Genomic DNA, 16968 nt, shown 5'->3' with positions numbered 1-16968 from the left:
TGATTTATGCAAATAAAAAATCTTCAATTTCCTTTTTAATATAATCCAGCTTTTGCTGAGTGTTCTCATCCTCTACCTGAATAGTGAGAAGCTGAGCTAAATACCCCTGCTGAATAGTAAGCTTTCTACTATATGGATAAACCAGCTCAAAGGCCAATGAAAAATGCCCAACATAATAATCTAAATAAGAAATCTTAGTGCTTCGCAAGACTGCCGTGTGAGCTTTGACCTGCTCCAACACCTGATCACTTAAAGGCTGACTTTTTATACATTCAAAAGGAACTCCATATATTCCTTCTATTGGCTCCTCTACCTGAACACGGAAAATATCAATTTTATCCGCATCCCTGATAATATTCGCAAACATCTTTGTTCTATCATCCAACTTATCGGAAATACGATATTTATTATGTTCTCTTATTGCTGTTTCGATTAAATTGTCATACTCTCTTGTTTCAATATAATCTTTTATTAAACCTGGTTCCTTAAACAATAAATCCGCACCGAATTCTGCATGATCTACAGACTGTGCGTCACTGAAGGTCTGGTATCTTTTAATCTGTTCAAATCTGCCTATATCATGAAGCATACCGATAAGCCATGCCAGCTCAACATCCTCTTCTGACAGACCAAGACTTTCAGCAATAGCCTTTGAATTCTCAGCCACCTTATAGGTGTGAGCTATTTTCAATGCTATCTTTGGATCCTTTGGATTGTAATCACTTGTATAATTTGCAAATAACTGTTTAACCTGTTGTTCATTAATCATTAAGTAAGTCCTCCAGGGCCGACAGTAGCTTTTCATTTTCTCCATGTGATTTAACTGCTACTCTATAAAAGCCTTTTTCCAACCCATTATAATCTGAGCACTCCCTAATTAAAATACTATATTCCAATATTTTCTTATTTAAATCTAATTCTGAGCATTTAAATAGAATATAATTTGCGTCACTGGTATAAACTTTTGCTCCAAGCCTACTAAGCCCCTGAGTCAAATATCTTCTTTCCTGCTCTATAAGCTTAGCTGAATCTTCTATGTATTCCATATGTTTGAGACATTCAACACCTGCCATCTGGGCAAACATGGAAAGATTCCATTCTGGAAGATGATTCCTTAGCGAGGTAGCCATAGCTTCGCTTCCGCATAAACAATAACCAATTCTTACGCCAGGTATGGCAAAGGTTTTTGTATACGCCCTGAGAACAATCAATGATTTGTGTTCTGAAATGTCATAGGCAAGAGAGTTTTCTCTTTCTTCTCCTGTAAGAGCAAGAAAACACTCATCTACTACAAGTACTGTTCCAGCTTTCTCACAGGCTGAAACAATCTCCTCTAAAAGCGTCTTTGAAATCAATTTACCATTTGGATTATTTGGATTGGTAAGAAACATCAAATCTGCCTTTACCACCTGAATATGCTCCAAAATATCATGGTGAATTTCAAAGTCATTATCTTCCGACAAGGAATAGTATGAAATGTCGCAATCCTTGCAGGCACCTTTCACGCAGGTCTCGTACCCAGAAAAACATGGTGCCAGTAACAACACTTTTTTAGGGGCAATGCTATGACATATTGCCATTATTATTTCTGATGCTCCATTTCCATATACAATATGATTTTCTGGAATATTAAAAATTCCAGATGTCATTTCAACAAGTCGTTCATGATAAATATCAGGATATTTATTTGCATGAAAAACTGCCTCAGTCAGCACCCACTGAACTTCAGCGGGCATCCCCATTGGATTTATATTGACTGAGAAGTCGTGCTGTATGCTGTTTCTGTAGATGTCACCACCATGCATAATTGAAACCTTTTTTCCTTCTACATATTTATCCAAATCATTAGTATCAAAATACAAATTGCTTCACATAAAAAAGATGCACCAAACATTAATATATTTGCTCTTTTTATATCCTTAAGCTCAATAGAACGTATTGGATCTCCAATGTACTTTTTTTTCTACAAGCTTTCCAAAGTAACTTGCTGGTCCTGCAAGCTGTAATCCAAGGGCTCCTGCACAGGCACTTTCTGTCTGAGCAGAATTTGGACTGGCATGATTAAATCTGTCTCTAAAAAAGATTTTGCAGGCTTCTAAAAAGCTGTAATCCTTTCCTAAAAACAAACAACTTAAAATAATAAGCACTGCACTGATACGTGATGGTATAAAATTCACCACATCATCAAGCTTTGCAGCAGCTCTTCCAAAATCCATATACTTATCATTTTTATATCCAACCATGGAATCCATGGTATTGATTGCCTTATACGCAATTCCTAAAACTGGACCACCTATAGCAAGATAAATAAGTGGAGCAATCACTCCATCTGAAGTATTTTCCGCAACAGTCTCAACCGCAGCTTTAATTACTCCTTTTTCATCAAGACTTGCTGTATCTCTGCCAACTATCATTGACACTGCTTTTCTTCCTGCTTCAAGGCCTTCCTGATCAAGAGCCTTATAAACCTTCATGCTTTCCACATAAAGACTTTTTGCTGCAATACACTGATACGTAATTACGGATTCTATTATAAGACCTAAAACTGAATTCAATGTGTATGCCAGGTGTAGAATAACAAAACAAATTCCTGCTGAGACCGTAATTACGATAATTACCATAATAAGCCCCAGTTTTCTTTTGCGTTTATTTACTTTATCAGGCTCCAAAGTTCTTTCTGCTCTTTTCAGAAATAAATCTGTCAGATTACTGATTAAGCTTCCAATCCATCGTACTGGATGTGGGAACCCCATCGGGTCACCTAAGAAAAGATCTAGGATAGAGCCCACCAAAAATGCCGTCATGTGATAAATCAATTGTGTATCCCTCGCCGTTTTCTACATGATATGAATAGTAATCTCCCCCAAAGATATTACTAAGAATCCCCATTATAGTACCACCATGGGCAATTACAGAAATGTTGTAATAATCCTTACTGAGTTCTATAAGCTTGTCAAAGCCTGCCACAAACCGGTCTGTAGCCTCCTGCCTGCTTTCTCCCTCTGGAAATGGCAAATCTCCTCCGCTATCTATCCAACGCTGATAATCTGGGTCAGCGGATAATTCCTTATAATTTTTCCCCTCAAACCTTCCAAAATTCGTCTCCCTAAGCTCATCAATAACTACAGGCTTAAGAGCTGGATAAATAATCTCTGAAGTTCTGATGCAACGAATCAAAGGACTGGAAAAAACAATATCTGCTTCAGGATAATTTCTATCCTGAATTTCCTTTTCCCCCTCTAGCGTAAGAGGTTCATCAGTAACACCTATATAACAGTTGGTGAGATTTCCAGCTGTCTTTCCATGACGAATAAAGGTTATCGTTCTATCCATTTATTTTATCCTTTGTCCTATACCACATACCACTCGATAAACCTCAGTGGCATCCTTTGCCAGCTCTATCATAATGCGACCGCAGACCTCTCTCCAGGTTCTGTCAGCCTCATCCATTGGAACAATTCCATTTCCAATTTCATCAGAAATGATTACCCACTGGCCATCACTTATAACGTCTCTGATTTCAGAAAGAATTTCACTATTGTTCTTTCCTTCGGAAATACGTTTTTTTACAAATAAATGAAACTGATTAAAATACTTAGCATTTGGAAATTCAGTTCTAGCAAATTCTGTTTTTCCCTGATAGCTTCCACCAACAATTAAAATCATTTATTCTTCACCTCAATGTATGATTAACCTAAAATAGCTGGATTATTTACCATAGAACAAATTGCTAAGGCAATAGCCATAAACACCTCTGCTTTACATACAAACCAACCGGCTAAATCTCCTGTGATACCTCCAAATTTTGTGTAAGCAACGTAAATGTAATAAACAAGGACTACAGCAAGAGCTAAAAACGAATAGGTACAATACCACTGAAATATCCACCCTGCAGTAAGAGTGCATATAATAAATTCCACTGCAAGACAAGCTACTACTATATTATTGCTTGCGGTTCTTGCCGAGGTACTTAAGATTCCATCGTCCTTTGCTTTTTTTGAACGTACAACACATATACCACTGACAGCTCTGACTATAGCAAAGGAAAAGCACCAGGTAAGGAATGCTTTGTCATCCATAAGATAAACAGCGGTAAATAGAATTATTCCCAAGGTAATCAGATTAATTACTGAAAAAGCTCCTATATGAGAATCCTTTAAAATTTCCAATTTCTTTTTTCTATCGCCCCATGAAGCTAAAGCATCACAGGTGTCCATATATCCATCTACATGAAAGCCTCCTGTGATAAGAATTGGAATAACAATAGAAATAGTTGCAAAGGGAATCGCATTAATAGGTAAAACATAATATAGTTTATGCCAAAGATATAACACAGCACCAATGATCATCCCCACAAATGGAAAGAAAATAAGATGATATTTCATATCCTCACTATCCCAGTTAAACCTTGGCATAGGTATTCTCGAATACATGGAAAATGCCACTGCTATAGATTTAAGTATTTTCATCGTTCCACTCCTATTCCCACAATAACCTCCACGGCTTTATCGGCCATTTGGGCTATTTTAGCATTTACTTCCCCTAAGGCTCTAAGATATTCTTTTGTGGTCTCATCATATTGAAGACCATCTTCAAATACATCGTTCGATACTATTACAAGGCTCCCTGCCTTTGCTTCCAATTCATTAATATCCTTTAGAATTTTATCAACTATGTAGGAAGCTTTGTTAATCTTTCCATCTCTAAACATTTCATTAGCCACCAAATTAGACATACACTCCAGAAGAATAATACTATCCGCATCTGGCTCTATCGCATTTACGATATCATACGGCAACTCCACAGTGACAAAATCCTTTCCCTGACGCATAGACCTATGCCTTTTAATACGTTCTTCAGTCTCTTTGTCACCAGACTTCATTGTGGCTAAATAATATTTATTTTTATATTTGGAATTGCAAACATAATCCTCTGCATAAGAAGATTTTCCGCTACTACTTCCACCATAAATCAATGTAATCATTTATTAAATCTCTCGTACTGCTCCACTTCAGAATCCTGAAACTTAAGTGCATTATGGAATACTTCATCAGTAAGTCTAAGCATATGTGCCATCATAACAGCACCAGCGCCTTCGCCAACAGCCATCTTTCCATCAATAACAGGTTCGATATCAAGCTTTGAGGCAAGCTTTCTTGCAACTGGCTCTTTACTGATGTGTGAAGGGATAAGATAATCCTTTGTATTTTCCAGCAATCTGTCTGCCACCAGAGCAGACACCATGCTTAACATTCCATCTAAGATAATTGGTACTTTGTACAGTGCGCCTCCAATAACAATTCCTGTCATGGCAGCAAGCTCAAGACCACCAAAATTACTGCAAATTTCAACTGGATCTAATCCACTGTACTTTGAAAGGGCCATTGAAACTACTGCACGTTTTCTGCTGAAGCCTTCCTCATCAAGACCAGCCCCTCTTCCAGTAACTGCCTCTGCATTTAAATCCAAAAGGTATCCAGCCATAACAGAAGCCGACGTAGTATTTCCTATTCCCATTTCACCAACAAGAATTATATTTTTTCCTTCTTCCTGACTGTCCTTCACCAAATCCATTCCCACCTGCACAGCACGTGAAAACTCTTCCACAGACATAGCTGGCTGCTTAAGGAAATTACAGGTCCCATATTTCACTCTACGATTAAGTGTGTAAGGAACCTCTTCTGCGTAATTGATACCAACATCTACAGAAAGAATATCAATACCAAGGCTTTTTGCCATAACACCAGCTGTGGTAACTCCTTTACCGATGTTAGTTGCACAGATTCTTGTAACATCCTGACTAGTCTGACTGACTCCCTCTTCAACTATACCGTGGTCACCACAGCAGACTATAAGTCTCATATTTGATAAATCAGGTGCCTTAAAGCCCTGAATTGCAGCAATTTTAGAGTAAACTGTTTCTAAAGTTCCAAAGCTTCCTATAGGCTTTGCAACTCTGTCCCATTCATTTTGAAGTTCCTTTAAAGCTTCCTTATCAACAGGCTCTACTTTAAGCTTGTTTTCAAGAACATCATCAAATAAGTATCTAGCGTTCCCCATAATTTTTCATAACCTCCACAAAATTATTTATAAATTGCATATTCGATGGATAATATAGATGTGGAAAGCCTATATAGCTTCCATTGTTGCTGTGAATGCATTCCCAGCTTTTTCCCCCAACTGGCTTTGTAGCAACACAGCTATTACCATTATTATCCGTGTCGTAATAATGAAACTCATGGCCTTTTATCTGAAGCTCGCCCGTATCAATTGTCACATAACCGAAACGGACAAGCTTCCCCTTCCATTCTACGTGAGCGTTTATGGCTCCAACCATTTCATAAACCTCCCCCTCCTGATTTTTAATTGTTTCAGAAAGGTACATAAACCCACCACATTCTGCCAGCACGGGTATCCCCTTATCAATGGCATTTTTTATGTCTTTTTTCATGGAGTCATTTGTGGATAGTTCCTGAAGAAAATTTTCAGGATAACCACCACCAAGCAAAATACCACTAATGTTATCAGGTAATTTAGAATCCGCTATTGGTGAAAACTCTACAATATTGACTCCCGATTCCTTAAGCATTTCCAAATTTTCCCTGTAATAAAAACAAAATACCTTATCTCTTGCCACCGCAAGTGTAAGTTTCGTATTTACGTTTTTCCTGGTTTCCTTATCTTTAATTATATCTAAACTGCAAGCTGAGAAGGCAATATTCTTTAAGCTCTCCATATCAAGATTTTCTGAAATCAAATTAGCTAAGGTATTTATCTTATCTTGGAGTTCAGGAACCTCTTCTGGCATTACAAGCCCTAGGTGCCTGCTAGAAAGCTCCTGATTTTTCATATCAGGAATGGTTCCTAAGAATTTTATTCCAAGCTCATTTTCGATTAGAGCTCCCAAAGTATTTCCAAAGGCTACACTGGTTCGGTTTAAAATCACAGCCTTGATAAGGTTATGTTCATCATAATCCAAAAAGCCTCTAAGCTGCGCTATTACTGAACGACCTGTACCCTTAGCATCTACTACCAATACAACAGGTGCCTTAAGTACTCTGGCCAAATCATAGGTGGAGCCCTGTGTTTCTACGCCTCCGATTCCATCATAGAGTCCCATGACTCCCTCTATTACTGCCATATCACCAGAAAAAGATTTTCCAAACAATGATTTTGTGGTGTCGTCATCAGTAAAGAAAGTATCTAAATTTCCTGCCGGAATACCAAGAACAGTCCTATGGAACATGGGATCTATATAGTCTGGGCCACATTTGTAGCTACACAAACTAAGCCCTGAGTTTGTCAGTGCACGCAAAATACCACATGTAATTGTAGTTTTTCCGCTACCACTCTTAGGGGCAGCTATCACAATTCTTGGATACTTCATAGGTTAAACGCTACGATATATACGGGGTTTTGACCCTGCATTATACTGTAATCTCCTGCCTTCTTTGCCTTTGATACCGTTACCTGGATTACATCCGCATTCTCAATTTCAAATTTCTTTATCACACTGTTGATTTCTGCAATAGTCTCTATGGTCACAGAGTTAATTACAATTCGCATATGCGAATTCGTTTTCTTTAGTGTCATAAGGATATCTTCTAATCTACCTCCACTTCCACCGATGAAAACATGGGTAGGAGCAGGAAGATTTTCAAGAGCATCCGGTGCTGTTCCAGAAATAACAGACACATTTTCAAGCATATACTTTGATACGTTTTTACGAATAAGCTGACAAGCTACCTCCTTGAGCTCTATGGCATAAACCTTTATGCCGGCATCCATTCTGGCGATTTCCACGGCTACAGATCCGCTACCACTTCCAATATCATAAACTACAGCATCCTTATGTAACTGTAATTTACAAATAGAAAGCTGACGAATCTCCTCCTTGGACATAGGAACCTTATCTCTTATAAAATCATCATCAGAAAGCTTTGGAGCTATTACTTTAGGCTGCCAATTTGCATTTTCAATAATGATTGTGCTTAGTCCATCCTGATTGTAAGTACTGCATTTTTCTGCACTGTACCATCCTATTTTTTCATCAGAATAAAGATTGGTTCCAATGAAAACTCTAAACTTTATATTTTGTTCCTTTTCCAGCGCTACAAGAATATCTCCAATATCTCTTACGTCCTTGCTTCCAGAAGTAATAACAAAGGTTTCTTTGTTATGCCTTACAGCATCTATAAGCTCTGTTCTCCACCTCTCCTGAGGAATTCCATGGGAACTCATTATCTTTGCATTCTGCCAAGTAAGATTAGCCTTTGCAGCCACTGCATTAATAGACGAAATTCCAGGTAAGATTTTCACTTCTGCATAACCAGTCTGCTTTAAAGCCTCCGCCAGCTTAGTGGCGCCACTATAAAATCCAGTATCTCCTGAAAATAAAACAACAGCCTTCTTCTTGCCATACTGAATGTTCTCTGCAATTTCTTCCATACAAGGAAGAATGTCCTTTGCAAGATAATATGGATATTTCTTGGCATTGCTTTCAAGCCCTAGTAACATTCTTGGGGCGCCAAACAAAAAATCTGCTTCAGCAACTGCCTGCTGAACTTCGGCGGTAACTGTACCAAAACCCATTCCAAAACCTGCCAGCGAAACAATAATTTTTTTATCTGCTGTAATTGTATCAGCAGATATCTTTTCAAATGCTGGCTCTGGAGATTTTGTTATTCCAAACAATTTATAAATCTCTTCTACGACCTGAGAAAAGGACCTTGCATTGGCAGTCTCCTTTGGTCGTCTTATGACATAGCTTTTTATTCCACAAGCATTTGCAGCTTCTATTCTATTGGCCTCTCCACTAGATTTTCCGCTTTCCTTCAATACACAAATGCTGGCATTAAACTCCTTAAGACAGGCAACATTCATTCCCTTGGAAAATGGTCCCTGCATGGCAACAATCTGGTTGCCCTTAAGCCCCTGCTGTTTACATATATCAAGGCTTTCATCATTAGGAATTATTCTTGCAATGATTCTATCCCTGAGCCCCTCATCTTCACAAAAAACAGTAAGTTCTTTGCTGCCTGTTGTAAGAAAGATATTTCCCGTAGTACTTTTAAGAGCCTTAGCACATTCTTCTACGGAATCAAAGAAGGTACAGTTGCTGTAATCTATCTGCTCCTCATCCCTGGCAAGTCTGAAAAAAGGAACATTCTGATATTTAAATAGACTGTTCTCTATTTCCTTCTTTACAATTTCTGCAAAAGGATGGGTGGCATCAACAATTACGTCCGGTTTTTCCTGTTCGAATAAATTAACCATTCCTTCAGCATCAAGTCGACCTGAATGAATTTTTATATATGATGATTCTTTTACAGGTTCTTTACCATATTCGGTGGCAACACAGTAGACGCAAAAAATCTCAGCCTCCTCAAGTGTTTCAGCCAGCTTTCTTCCCTCTGTAGTTCCTCCGAAAATGATTACCTTTTTCATATTTTGTATCCTCTAGGTGTAACCAGTTTATTATTTATAATTTCACTCCTTGAGCTTCCAATAAAAACGGTGGTAAACATATTAACCTGTGTATTTCTTAACTCTAAAAGGGTGCATACCTTTGCTTTGCTACCTTCTCTACCAATATTTTCCACATAACCACAGGCACGGCTTTCATCTGCTCCAGCGGCCAGCATAATATCACAGGCCTTCTGTAAATAATCATGTCTCTTATGGCTGGAAGGATTGTAAATAGCAATAGCAAAATCTCCCTGTATTGCCGCTTTCAGTCTGCCTTCAATAACCTCCCATGGGGTAAGTAAATCACTAAGACTAATCACGCAAAAATCATGATTTATTGGAGAACCAAGCATTGCTGCTCCAGAAATAGCCGCCGTTACTCCAGGAATAACTGTTATGCTAGCCTCCGATATATCTGAATTTGCATTTTCGTATTCTGGAAGAAGCTCATACATAGGTGCAGCCATTCCATAAACACCTGCATCACCACTACAAATAAAAGCTACATTTTTCCCTTCAATGGCAAAATCATAGCAGGCTCTGCAACGCTCAATTTCTTTCCTCATTGGAGTAGTAAAAAAATCTTTCTCAGGAAAATGTTCCTTCACCAAATCGATATATACTGTATAGCCAACAATAACATCAGCCTGCTCCATAGCTGAGTAAGCCTCTTCCGTCATCATCGACTTATCTCCTGGTCCCATGCCAACTATATAAATATGTCCTGCCATTTTTTCTCCTACCAAACTAAATTCATTGAAGTTCTTTTTGCTGCCGCAAGTGTCATTCCATCTTTAGCAGTTTTATTCCTGATTAATTCCCCGTTCTCCCCAGCTAAGCTTAGAGCTGCACGTTCACATACGTTTCCAACTCCAACCTTATCCTTTACAAAGGAGGATTCCTCAAATTCACCTTCTACCAACTGTAATTCCTCGGCAGAAAAGGTAACGAATGGTACTCCAAAATATTCTGCCAGCTTAATCAAACCTATCTCCTCTGCTTTCACATCAATGGATGCTATTGCATAAAGATTCTTTTCAAGCTCATCATCCTCGTAAAACGTATTTACGAAAACTTTTAATTCTTCGAAAGGCTTTCCTTTCTTACATCCAATTCCAAGTATTAAACGTTTGGGAATAAGCCTGAGACCCTCGATAACAATTTCATCCTCGGATTCTTTGATATCAAGCGCCTCTCCCTTCAAAGCTTTTGCCGATACCTTTTTAATCAAGCTCTTATCCGTAATTAAAAGACCATTTTTCTTAGCAAAAACATCTACCGCAAATACGTTATTAATATCTGTAGCTGTAGTGATAACTGGATCTGCACCAAGAGCTTTGCCAATTATATTAGCCAGCTCATTGGCTCCACCAAAATGCCCTGATAAAATCGGAATAACATTTTGCCCCAGCTCATCAATCACAATTACCGGACTATCCTTTAGCTTGCTTGAAATAAACGGAGCAATAGTACGCACTGCTATTCCAGTAGAACCAATAAAAACTATAGGAAGATGCATTTCAAAACAGTCCTTGGTCCAATCTGACAATGAGCTCTCCTCTGGCTTTGCCTCTACAATAAAGAATTTATTAAGTTTGTCGGCTATCTTTTTCCCATTATCAGTAAAAAAAACTACTCTAATTAATAACATTTTTACTCCTAGGCTTCCCCTTGAGGGGAAGCTGTCACCGAAGGTGACTGATGATGTGTCCTATACATAGTTTCAAATGTTGGATCATAAAGCTTACTCAACGAATAGTTAGACTTTGCAATTACATTTCCCACAAGTATTACCGCCAGATTACTAATCCCTTTAGCCTTTGCAGTGTTTGCAAGAGTTCCTACGGTACAGATGTACTTTTCTTCATCTGGCAAGGTTGCTTTATAAACAATTGCAGCTGGGGTATTTTTATCATATCCCCCTTTAATCAGTCTCTCCTGAAGTTCCTCAAGCATGCCTGCACTTAGGTATATAGCCATCGAAGCTCCATGAGCAGCAAAGCTCTCAATACTTTCCTTCTCAGGAACTGCAGTCCTACCTTCCATCCTTGTTATAATCAAAGACTGACTCACATCTGGAAGAGTATATTCTAAATTCAAGGCAGCAGCCGCACCAAAACATGCGCTAACTCCTGGGCAGCTCTCATAAGCAATATTATTTTCGTCAAGAATATGCATCTGCTCCTGTACAGCACCATAAATACTTGGCTCGCCAGTATGAAGTCTCACAAGAGTTTTCTTTTCCTTGTCTGCCCTAAGCATTACTTCCATAACCTCATCTAAAGTCATGGTAGCGCTGTTGTAGATTTCACAACTGTCTTTTGCATATTCTAAAAGTTCTGGGTTAACCAAAGAGCCCGCATAAATAATTACATCAGCCAGCTGCAAAAGCTTCATTCCTCTTACCGTAATAAGATCTGCTGCGCCACATCCTGCGCCAACAAAATAAATCATAAGTCCTCCAGTTTATTTAAGTATGCTGTAGATATAATCCATATCTAGATTTCCTCTTACTATGGATGCTAATTTATCGTATTCAGCCTCTTTTAGTTGCTGATAGTCAACACCTGCGCCCTCTAAACTAAGTCCTTTGGCTTGAGCAATTGAATCAGCAAGTCGGTATGCCAAATCACCATTATCAAAAATACCGTGAACATAAGTCCCCAGGATATTTTTATTTTGAACGAGAATAATATTGCCCTCATCGTCTCTCTCGATTATTTCAGGTAAAGCTGATTCTTGTTCTATGGTAGTAACTCCATTATGAATCTCATAACCTACAAACTCTTCACCAGCAATGCATGAAAAAACGTCAGTCAAATCATCAAAACAATCCTCAGTCTGGCTACGATTTTTTTCTCCACTAAGGATAGTTTTTAGAGAAAGAAGCTCCATTCCTCTTATAGAACCACCCTCCTCTACCACCTCAGGGTCTTCCACAATATCTCCCATCATCTGAAAACCACCACAAATACCTACTACAGGCTTATCCATGGCAAAACGCTTAAGCGCTGCCTCCATTCCAGATTTTCTCATCCATCTCAAATCTGAGATTGTATTTTTACTGCCAGGTATAATTACCATATCAGCATCAGTAAGTTCTCTTGGATTTGAAATAAAATTAACCTTTACACCTGGAAGGTTTTCAAAGGGAGCAATATCGGTAAAATTTGAAATCCTAGGTAAACGTACCACTGCGATTTCTATCGTATTTACGATATCACCATAGTCATAGGTGTTTGATAATCTTTCACTTAGACTATCTTCATCATCTATCATAAGTCTTGCATAGGGAACAGTTCCGACAACAGGTACCTTACCTCGCTCCTCAAGCATTTCTATGCCTGAATCTAAAAGACTTTTATCCCCTCTAAATTTATTAATTATAAGACCTTTTACTCTTTCTCTTTCCTTAGGCTCTAAAAGCTCCAAGGTTCCAAGAAGCTGAGCAAAAACGCCGCCTCTATCTATATCACCCACTAAAAGCACGGGAGCATCGACAAGCTCTGCCATGCCCATATTTACAATATCATCACTCTTAAGATTAATTTCAGCAGGACTGCCTGCTCCTTCTATCACAATGATATCAGCCCATTCTTCAAGCTTATTAAAGGCTGCCATTATATCTGGCACCAATTTTTTCTTAAAGGCGAAATAATCTCTGGCAGACATATTTCCAATGGCTTCACCATTTACAATGACCTGACTGCCGATATCATTTGTTGGCTTTAGCAAAATAGGATTCATGTAAACTGATGGTGCCACACCTGCACACTCGGCCTGCATTGCCTGAGCACGTCCAAGCTCTAATCCATCTGCTGTTACAAAAGAATTTAGAGCCATATTCTGTGACTTAAAGGGAGCCACTTTATAGCCATCCTGCTTGAAAATGCGACACAGAGCGCCTACCAAAAGACTCTTTCCTACATTTGACATAGTGCCCTGAATCATTATTACTTTTGACATTCTAATAATATTCCTCTACTGTTTGCCGACTCCGCAAGAAGTCCAAATTCGTTTGAATACAAGATACAATCAATTTTAATTCTTCCCTGAGCTCTAAAATCCAAATAGAACAATATCTTCCCAAGGGCTATATCCATTGTTGGCTGGAGAAATCCTGCCTCATCAATAATATGCAGAGCTTCTTCTGTGTTAAGGCACTCAAGCACTTTTCTGGCTAAATCCCCATCACCGCCTGCTCGTAAAGCACAAGCTGAAAGAATCTCCATTCTGGAATCTGCCTCGTGAGAATGGGTATTCATAATGCCACCAGCCACTTTTATAAGCTTTCCAATATGTCCTGTAATAAGCATAGCTTCAAAACCAAGCCTGCAGCACATATCTACCGTCTCACCAATAAAGTTTGAGCATTTTACACTTTTATCTAAATCGTAGTCGTAACAATCCTTCATGAACTTAAGTCCATAGTTTCCTGGAGTAACAATGGCGGTTTTAAAGCCTAATTCTTTCTTTTGCTTCAACTCTACTTCTATGGTATCTATGAGTGCTTTCGCGCTCATTGGCTCCACAATACCAGTGGTTCCAAGGACTGAAATCCCATTTACAATTCCAAGACGTGGATTAAAGGTTCTACTTGCCAACTCCACACCCTCTGGAATAGAAATGATTATCTGAAGCTTGCCGTTGAAATCCAAAAGCTTACAAACCTCTGCTACTTCCTTTTCAATCATCTCTCTTGGCACATGATTGATGGCCGCATTCCCAACAGGCTGATCCAGCCCTGGTAAGGTCACTCGTCCTACTCCTTCGCCACCATCAATCTGGATTCCAAGGCTTTGTCCTGCTGCGGCTTCAGCACTTGGTATTTCTATACTCACAGTCGCAGTTACGTGGCAGCCTGTAGTAACATCAGGATCATCTCCACCATCCTTTATTACTGCACAGCTAACCTTTTCTTCCTGTCGATTCACGTCCACGATATCAGCCTTAAACATGATTCCAGCAGGAGTCTCGATTTCTATATTAAGTTTTTCCTGCCCTGTTAGAAGCATATACGCCGCCGCCTTAGCAGCAGCTGCTGCGCAGCTTCCAGTGGTGAATCCTTTTTTCATAATCAATCCATGTTATAAAGTAACGCATTTACGATAGCAGCCGCGATATTACTGCCACCTTTTCTACCCTCATTTATAATGTATGGGACATTAGAGTTAAGAAATAGCTCTTTGGCTGCAACAACATTTACAAAACCAACTGGAACTCCGATGACAAATTCAGGTGTGAAAGTTCCCGCTTCCATCATTTCATAAAGTGAAATAAGGGCTGTAGGAGCATTTCCGATAGCAAAAATAACAGGCTTACCAAGCCTTGCTGCCCTCTCCATAGATACAGTGGCTCTAGTTACCTGACGTTCCTTTGCTTCTGCAGCCACATCCTCATCTGCCATGAAGCAATGAACCTGTCCTCCAAAGGATGCCAGCTTCTTTTTATTAATTCCAGAGAGTGCCATATTTGTATCAGTTACTATATCAGCACCACTTCTGATAAGCTCTTTTGCCTTTTCAATAGCACCAGCTGAATAACGCATAGTATCAGCGTAATCAAAATCAGCGCTGGTGTGGATAGTGCGCATGGTGATTGGCGCTTCATCAGCTGGTAAGGTGACACCTCTATCTGCCAGCTCCTGAGCGATTATTTCAAAGCTTCTTTTTTCAATTTCATTTGGAAGTACAAATTCTATCTTCATAACGTCTCAATAATACTATTTGAATAAGCCAACAATCCTGAAATAATTTTGTCGCCTGTTCCTTTTGGCATGCTATATATCTTCTCAATATTCGCACCAGTAAAAATCTCTTCAGGTATTCCGATTTTATAAATACTTCCATCACAGATTCCAATAACCTTATCTGCGATAGCAGGAACAAATTCAAGTTCGTGAATAGACATTAGAACAGCTATATTTCGTTCCACAGCAAGTTTCTTGATAACAGACAGAATGTCAATCTTATACTGAATATCAAGGAAGGAGGTTGGCTCATCGAGAATCATTATCTCTGGCTCCTGAGCTATTGCCCTTGCAAGCATAATCCTTTGTCTTTGTCCGTCGCTGATTTTCATAAAGTCCTTATCAGCCACATCTTCAGCGCCAACAAGCTTTATGGCCTCGTTAATTATTCTTTTGTCCTCAGCACTTAATATTCCAAGACGGCCAGTATAAGGATATCTGCCAGCTGAAACCACCTCAAAACAAGTCATTAGCTCCGGATGTATTCTTTCTGTCATTACCATTGAAAGCTTTTTGGCAAGCTCATTATCCATGAGTGATTCGTCAATATCACCACTTATAAAAATCTTTCCCGACATCTTTTTCAGTTGTCTTGTAATAGTTTTGAGAATTGTGGATTTTCCTGAACCGTTAGGTCCGATTAAAGCAATTATTTCCCCTGGGTAAACACGAAAACTGGCGTCCGAAATAACTGGCTTACCATATCCAACTGTTAAATCTATCGCATTAATTTTTTCCATTTCCTGTCTCCTTACGCTTAATTAAAAGATAGATTACAACAGGCGCAAGTCCAATTGCTGTAACCGCGCTAATACTTAACTCCACAGGTGCAAAGGCAGTGCGGGCTATACAGTCACACACTAATGTAATAATGGCTCCACCTAAGAAACATGCTGGAATCATCACAATAGGCTTTGAGGTTTTCATAACACTTCTCATGATATGAGGTACCGCAATTCCTACAAAAGAAATAGGCCCCGCAAAGGCTGTAACCGTGCCTGACAGCACACTTGAAAGAATAATAAGTGCTATTCTAAGTGCACTTATATTTACACCCATATTTCTTGCATAATTTTCTCCAAGCTGATAAGCCCCAATAGGCTTTGATAAAAAGAAGGTCAAAAACATGGTTGCAGAAATAAAGATTATTGATATATAAACATTTTCCCAACTGATACCTGAAAAACTTCCCAGTGACCAGTTATGTAGATTTACGATATTTGAATCATCCGCAAATGCGATAATAAATTCCGTAATTGCGGAACAGATATATCCTATCATTACACCGCAAACTACAAGCATCGACATATTTCTAACTCTTTTTGACAATAGCAAAACTATTCCCATAGAAATCAGGGAACCTGTAAAAGCATTTATAACCATTCCAGCAGAGCTCATTATTTTCCCCTGCCCTAAATAAACTACCATGGTAAGGGCTACAAAAAGCTTTGCACCGGAAGAAACACCAAGTACGTAAGGTCCTGCGATAGGATTACCAAAGAAAATCTGAAGTAAAAAGCCTGATACAGCCAAGGCTCCACCCAGAATAATAGCTGCTAAAATTCTAGGTAGTCTTATAGAAAAAATGATTTTATCAAGATAAGCATCTCCTGAATTAATGAGAGCTTTAAAGATTTGTGGCACAGTAATATCAGCGCTGCCCATTCCTATGCTCAGCACAAATATAATAAAAAGCAATATTATCATTCCCAAAAATTTAATCGTGTAATATCTTTTTTTGTTATTCAATG

The 16968-nt window shown here is 38.8% G+C and carries 17 protein-coding genes and 1 pseudogene; all 18 read right to left on the bottom strand.

Annotated elements, in window-relative coordinates; genetic code table 11:
* Nucleotides 1-4: 4 nt before the first annotated feature.
* The 18 genes and pseudogenes from BLP54_RS01080 to BLP54_RS00995 all read right to left on the bottom strand — a co-directional run bounded on the left by BLP54_RS01080 (nt 5) and on the right by BLP54_RS00995 (nt 16924).
* Nucleotides 5-769 carry an HD domain-containing protein gene (locus BLP54_RS01080; protein ID WP_090165921.1) on the bottom strand — a complete coding sequence of 255 codons (765 nt, stop codon included), beginning with the start codon at nt 767-769 and terminating at the stop codon, nt 5-7.
* Nucleotides 762-1862 (bottom strand): pyridoxal phosphate-dependent aminotransferase, encoded by a 1101-nt coding sequence (locus BLP54_RS01075; protein ID WP_090165919.1) that lies wholly within the window; start codon nt 1860-1862, stop codon nt 762-764. The genes BLP54_RS01080 and BLP54_RS01075 overlap by 8 nt, the downstream gene beginning before the upstream one ends.
* Nucleotides 1826-2804: pseudogene (gene cbiB / locus BLP54_RS01070) on the bottom strand (adenosylcobinamide-phosphate synthase CbiB). The gene BLP54_RS01075 and the pseudogene cbiB overlap by 37 nt, the downstream one beginning before the upstream one ends.
* A complete protein-coding gene (locus BLP54_RS01065; RefSeq protein WP_090165916.1) occupies nt 2758-3333 on the bottom strand; it encodes a histidine phosphatase family protein in 576 nt (191 codons plus the stop codon). Before BLP54_RS01065 ends, cbiB begins: the two are co-directional and overlap by 47 nt.
* Nucleotides 3334-3666 (bottom strand): bifunctional adenosylcobinamide kinase/adenosylcobinamide-phosphate guanylyltransferase, encoded by a 333-nt coding sequence (locus BLP54_RS01060; RefSeq protein ID WP_090165914.1) that lies wholly within the window; start codon nt 3664-3666, stop codon nt 3334-3336.
* Between the two features lie 23 nt (nt 3667-3689).
* The gene (locus tag BLP54_RS01055; RefSeq protein WP_090165912.1) at nt 3690-4469 is read right to left on the bottom strand and encodes an adenosylcobinamide-GDP ribazoletransferase; all 780 of its coding nucleotides are present in this window, start codon (nt 4467-4469) and stop codon (nt 3690-3692) included.
* Complete coding sequence (locus tag BLP54_RS01050) at nt 4466-4984, bottom strand: bifunctional adenosylcobinamide kinase/adenosylcobinamide-phosphate guanylyltransferase (protein WP_090165910.1); 519 nt, start codon at nt 4982-4984, stop codon at nt 4466-4468. Before BLP54_RS01050 ends, BLP54_RS01055 begins: the two co-directional genes overlap by 4 nt.
* A complete protein-coding gene (locus tag BLP54_RS01045) occupies nt 4981-6060 on the bottom strand; it encodes a nicotinate-nucleotide--dimethylbenzimidazole phosphoribosyltransferase (protein WP_090165908.1) in 1080 nt (359 codons plus the stop codon). The genes BLP54_RS01050 and BLP54_RS01045 overlap by 4 nt, the downstream gene beginning before the upstream one ends.
* A complete protein-coding gene (locus BLP54_RS01040) occupies nt 6047-7387 on the bottom strand; it encodes a cobyrinate a,c-diamide synthase (protein ID WP_090165906.1) in 1341 nt (446 codons plus the stop codon). Before BLP54_RS01040 ends, BLP54_RS01045 begins: the two co-directional genes overlap by 14 nt.
* Nucleotides 7384-9447, bottom strand: coding sequence for a precorrin-6A reductase (cobK, locus tag BLP54_RS01035; protein WP_090165904.1), 2064 nt, complete (start codon nt 9445-9447; stop codon nt 7384-7386). Before cobK ends, BLP54_RS01040 begins: the two co-directional genes overlap by 4 nt.
* Complete coding sequence (cobJ, locus tag BLP54_RS01030) at nt 9444-10199, bottom strand: precorrin-3B C(17)-methyltransferase (RefSeq protein ID WP_090165900.1); 756 nt, start codon at nt 10197-10199, stop codon at nt 9444-9446. Before cobJ ends, cobK begins: the two co-directional genes overlap by 4 nt.
* Before the next feature lie 8 nt (nt 10200-10207).
* A complete protein-coding gene (locus BLP54_RS01025; protein WP_090165898.1) occupies nt 10208-11119 on the bottom strand; it encodes a cobalt-precorrin 5A hydrolase in 912 nt (303 codons plus the stop codon).
* An 8-nt stretch (nt 11120-11127) separates the two neighbouring features.
* Nucleotides 11128-11922: a precorrin-4 C(11)-methyltransferase gene (gene cobM, locus BLP54_RS01020; protein ID WP_090165895.1), complete on the bottom strand. Its 795-nt coding sequence runs from the start codon at nt 11920-11922 to the stop codon at nt 11128-11130.
* 12 nt (nt 11923-11934) lie between these two features.
* The gene (locus BLP54_RS01015) at nt 11935-13434 is read right to left on the bottom strand and encodes a cobyric acid synthase (RefSeq protein WP_090165893.1); all 1500 of its coding nucleotides are present in this window, start codon (nt 13432-13434) and stop codon (nt 11935-11937) included.
* On the bottom strand, nt 13422-14543 hold the full coding sequence (cbiD, locus tag BLP54_RS01010; RefSeq protein WP_090165891.1) for a cobalt-precorrin-5B (C(1))-methyltransferase CbiD: 1122 nt from the start codon (nt 14541-14543) through the stop codon (nt 13422-13424). Before cbiD ends, BLP54_RS01015 begins: the two co-directional genes overlap by 13 nt.
* 2 nt (nt 14544-14545) lie before the next feature.
* Nucleotides 14546-15175 carry a precorrin-8X methylmutase gene (locus BLP54_RS01005; RefSeq protein ID WP_090165889.1) on the bottom strand — a complete coding sequence of 210 codons (630 nt, stop codon included), beginning with the start codon at nt 15173-15175 and terminating at the stop codon, nt 14546-14548.
* Nucleotides 15172-15957, bottom strand: a complete 786-nt coding sequence (locus BLP54_RS01000; RefSeq protein ID WP_090165887.1) for an ABC transporter ATP-binding protein — start codon at nt 15955-15957, stop codon at nt 15172-15174. Before BLP54_RS01000 ends, BLP54_RS01005 begins: the two co-directional genes overlap by 4 nt.
* Entirely contained in the window at nt 15944-16924 is a 981-nt protein-coding gene (locus tag BLP54_RS00995; protein WP_090166738.1) for a FecCD family ABC transporter permease, read from the bottom strand. Before BLP54_RS00995 ends, BLP54_RS01000 begins: the two co-directional genes overlap by 14 nt.
* Between the last annotated feature and the right edge of the window lie 44 nt (nt 16925-16968).

This window comes from Pseudobutyrivibrio sp. 49, from assembly GCF_900100545.1.
GTDB lineage: Bacteria > Bacillota > Clostridia > Lachnospirales > Lachnospiraceae > Pseudobutyrivibrio.
The sequence above is the reverse complement of the archived record's forward strand: the minus strand, read 5'-3'. Positions and strand labels throughout refer to the sequence as shown.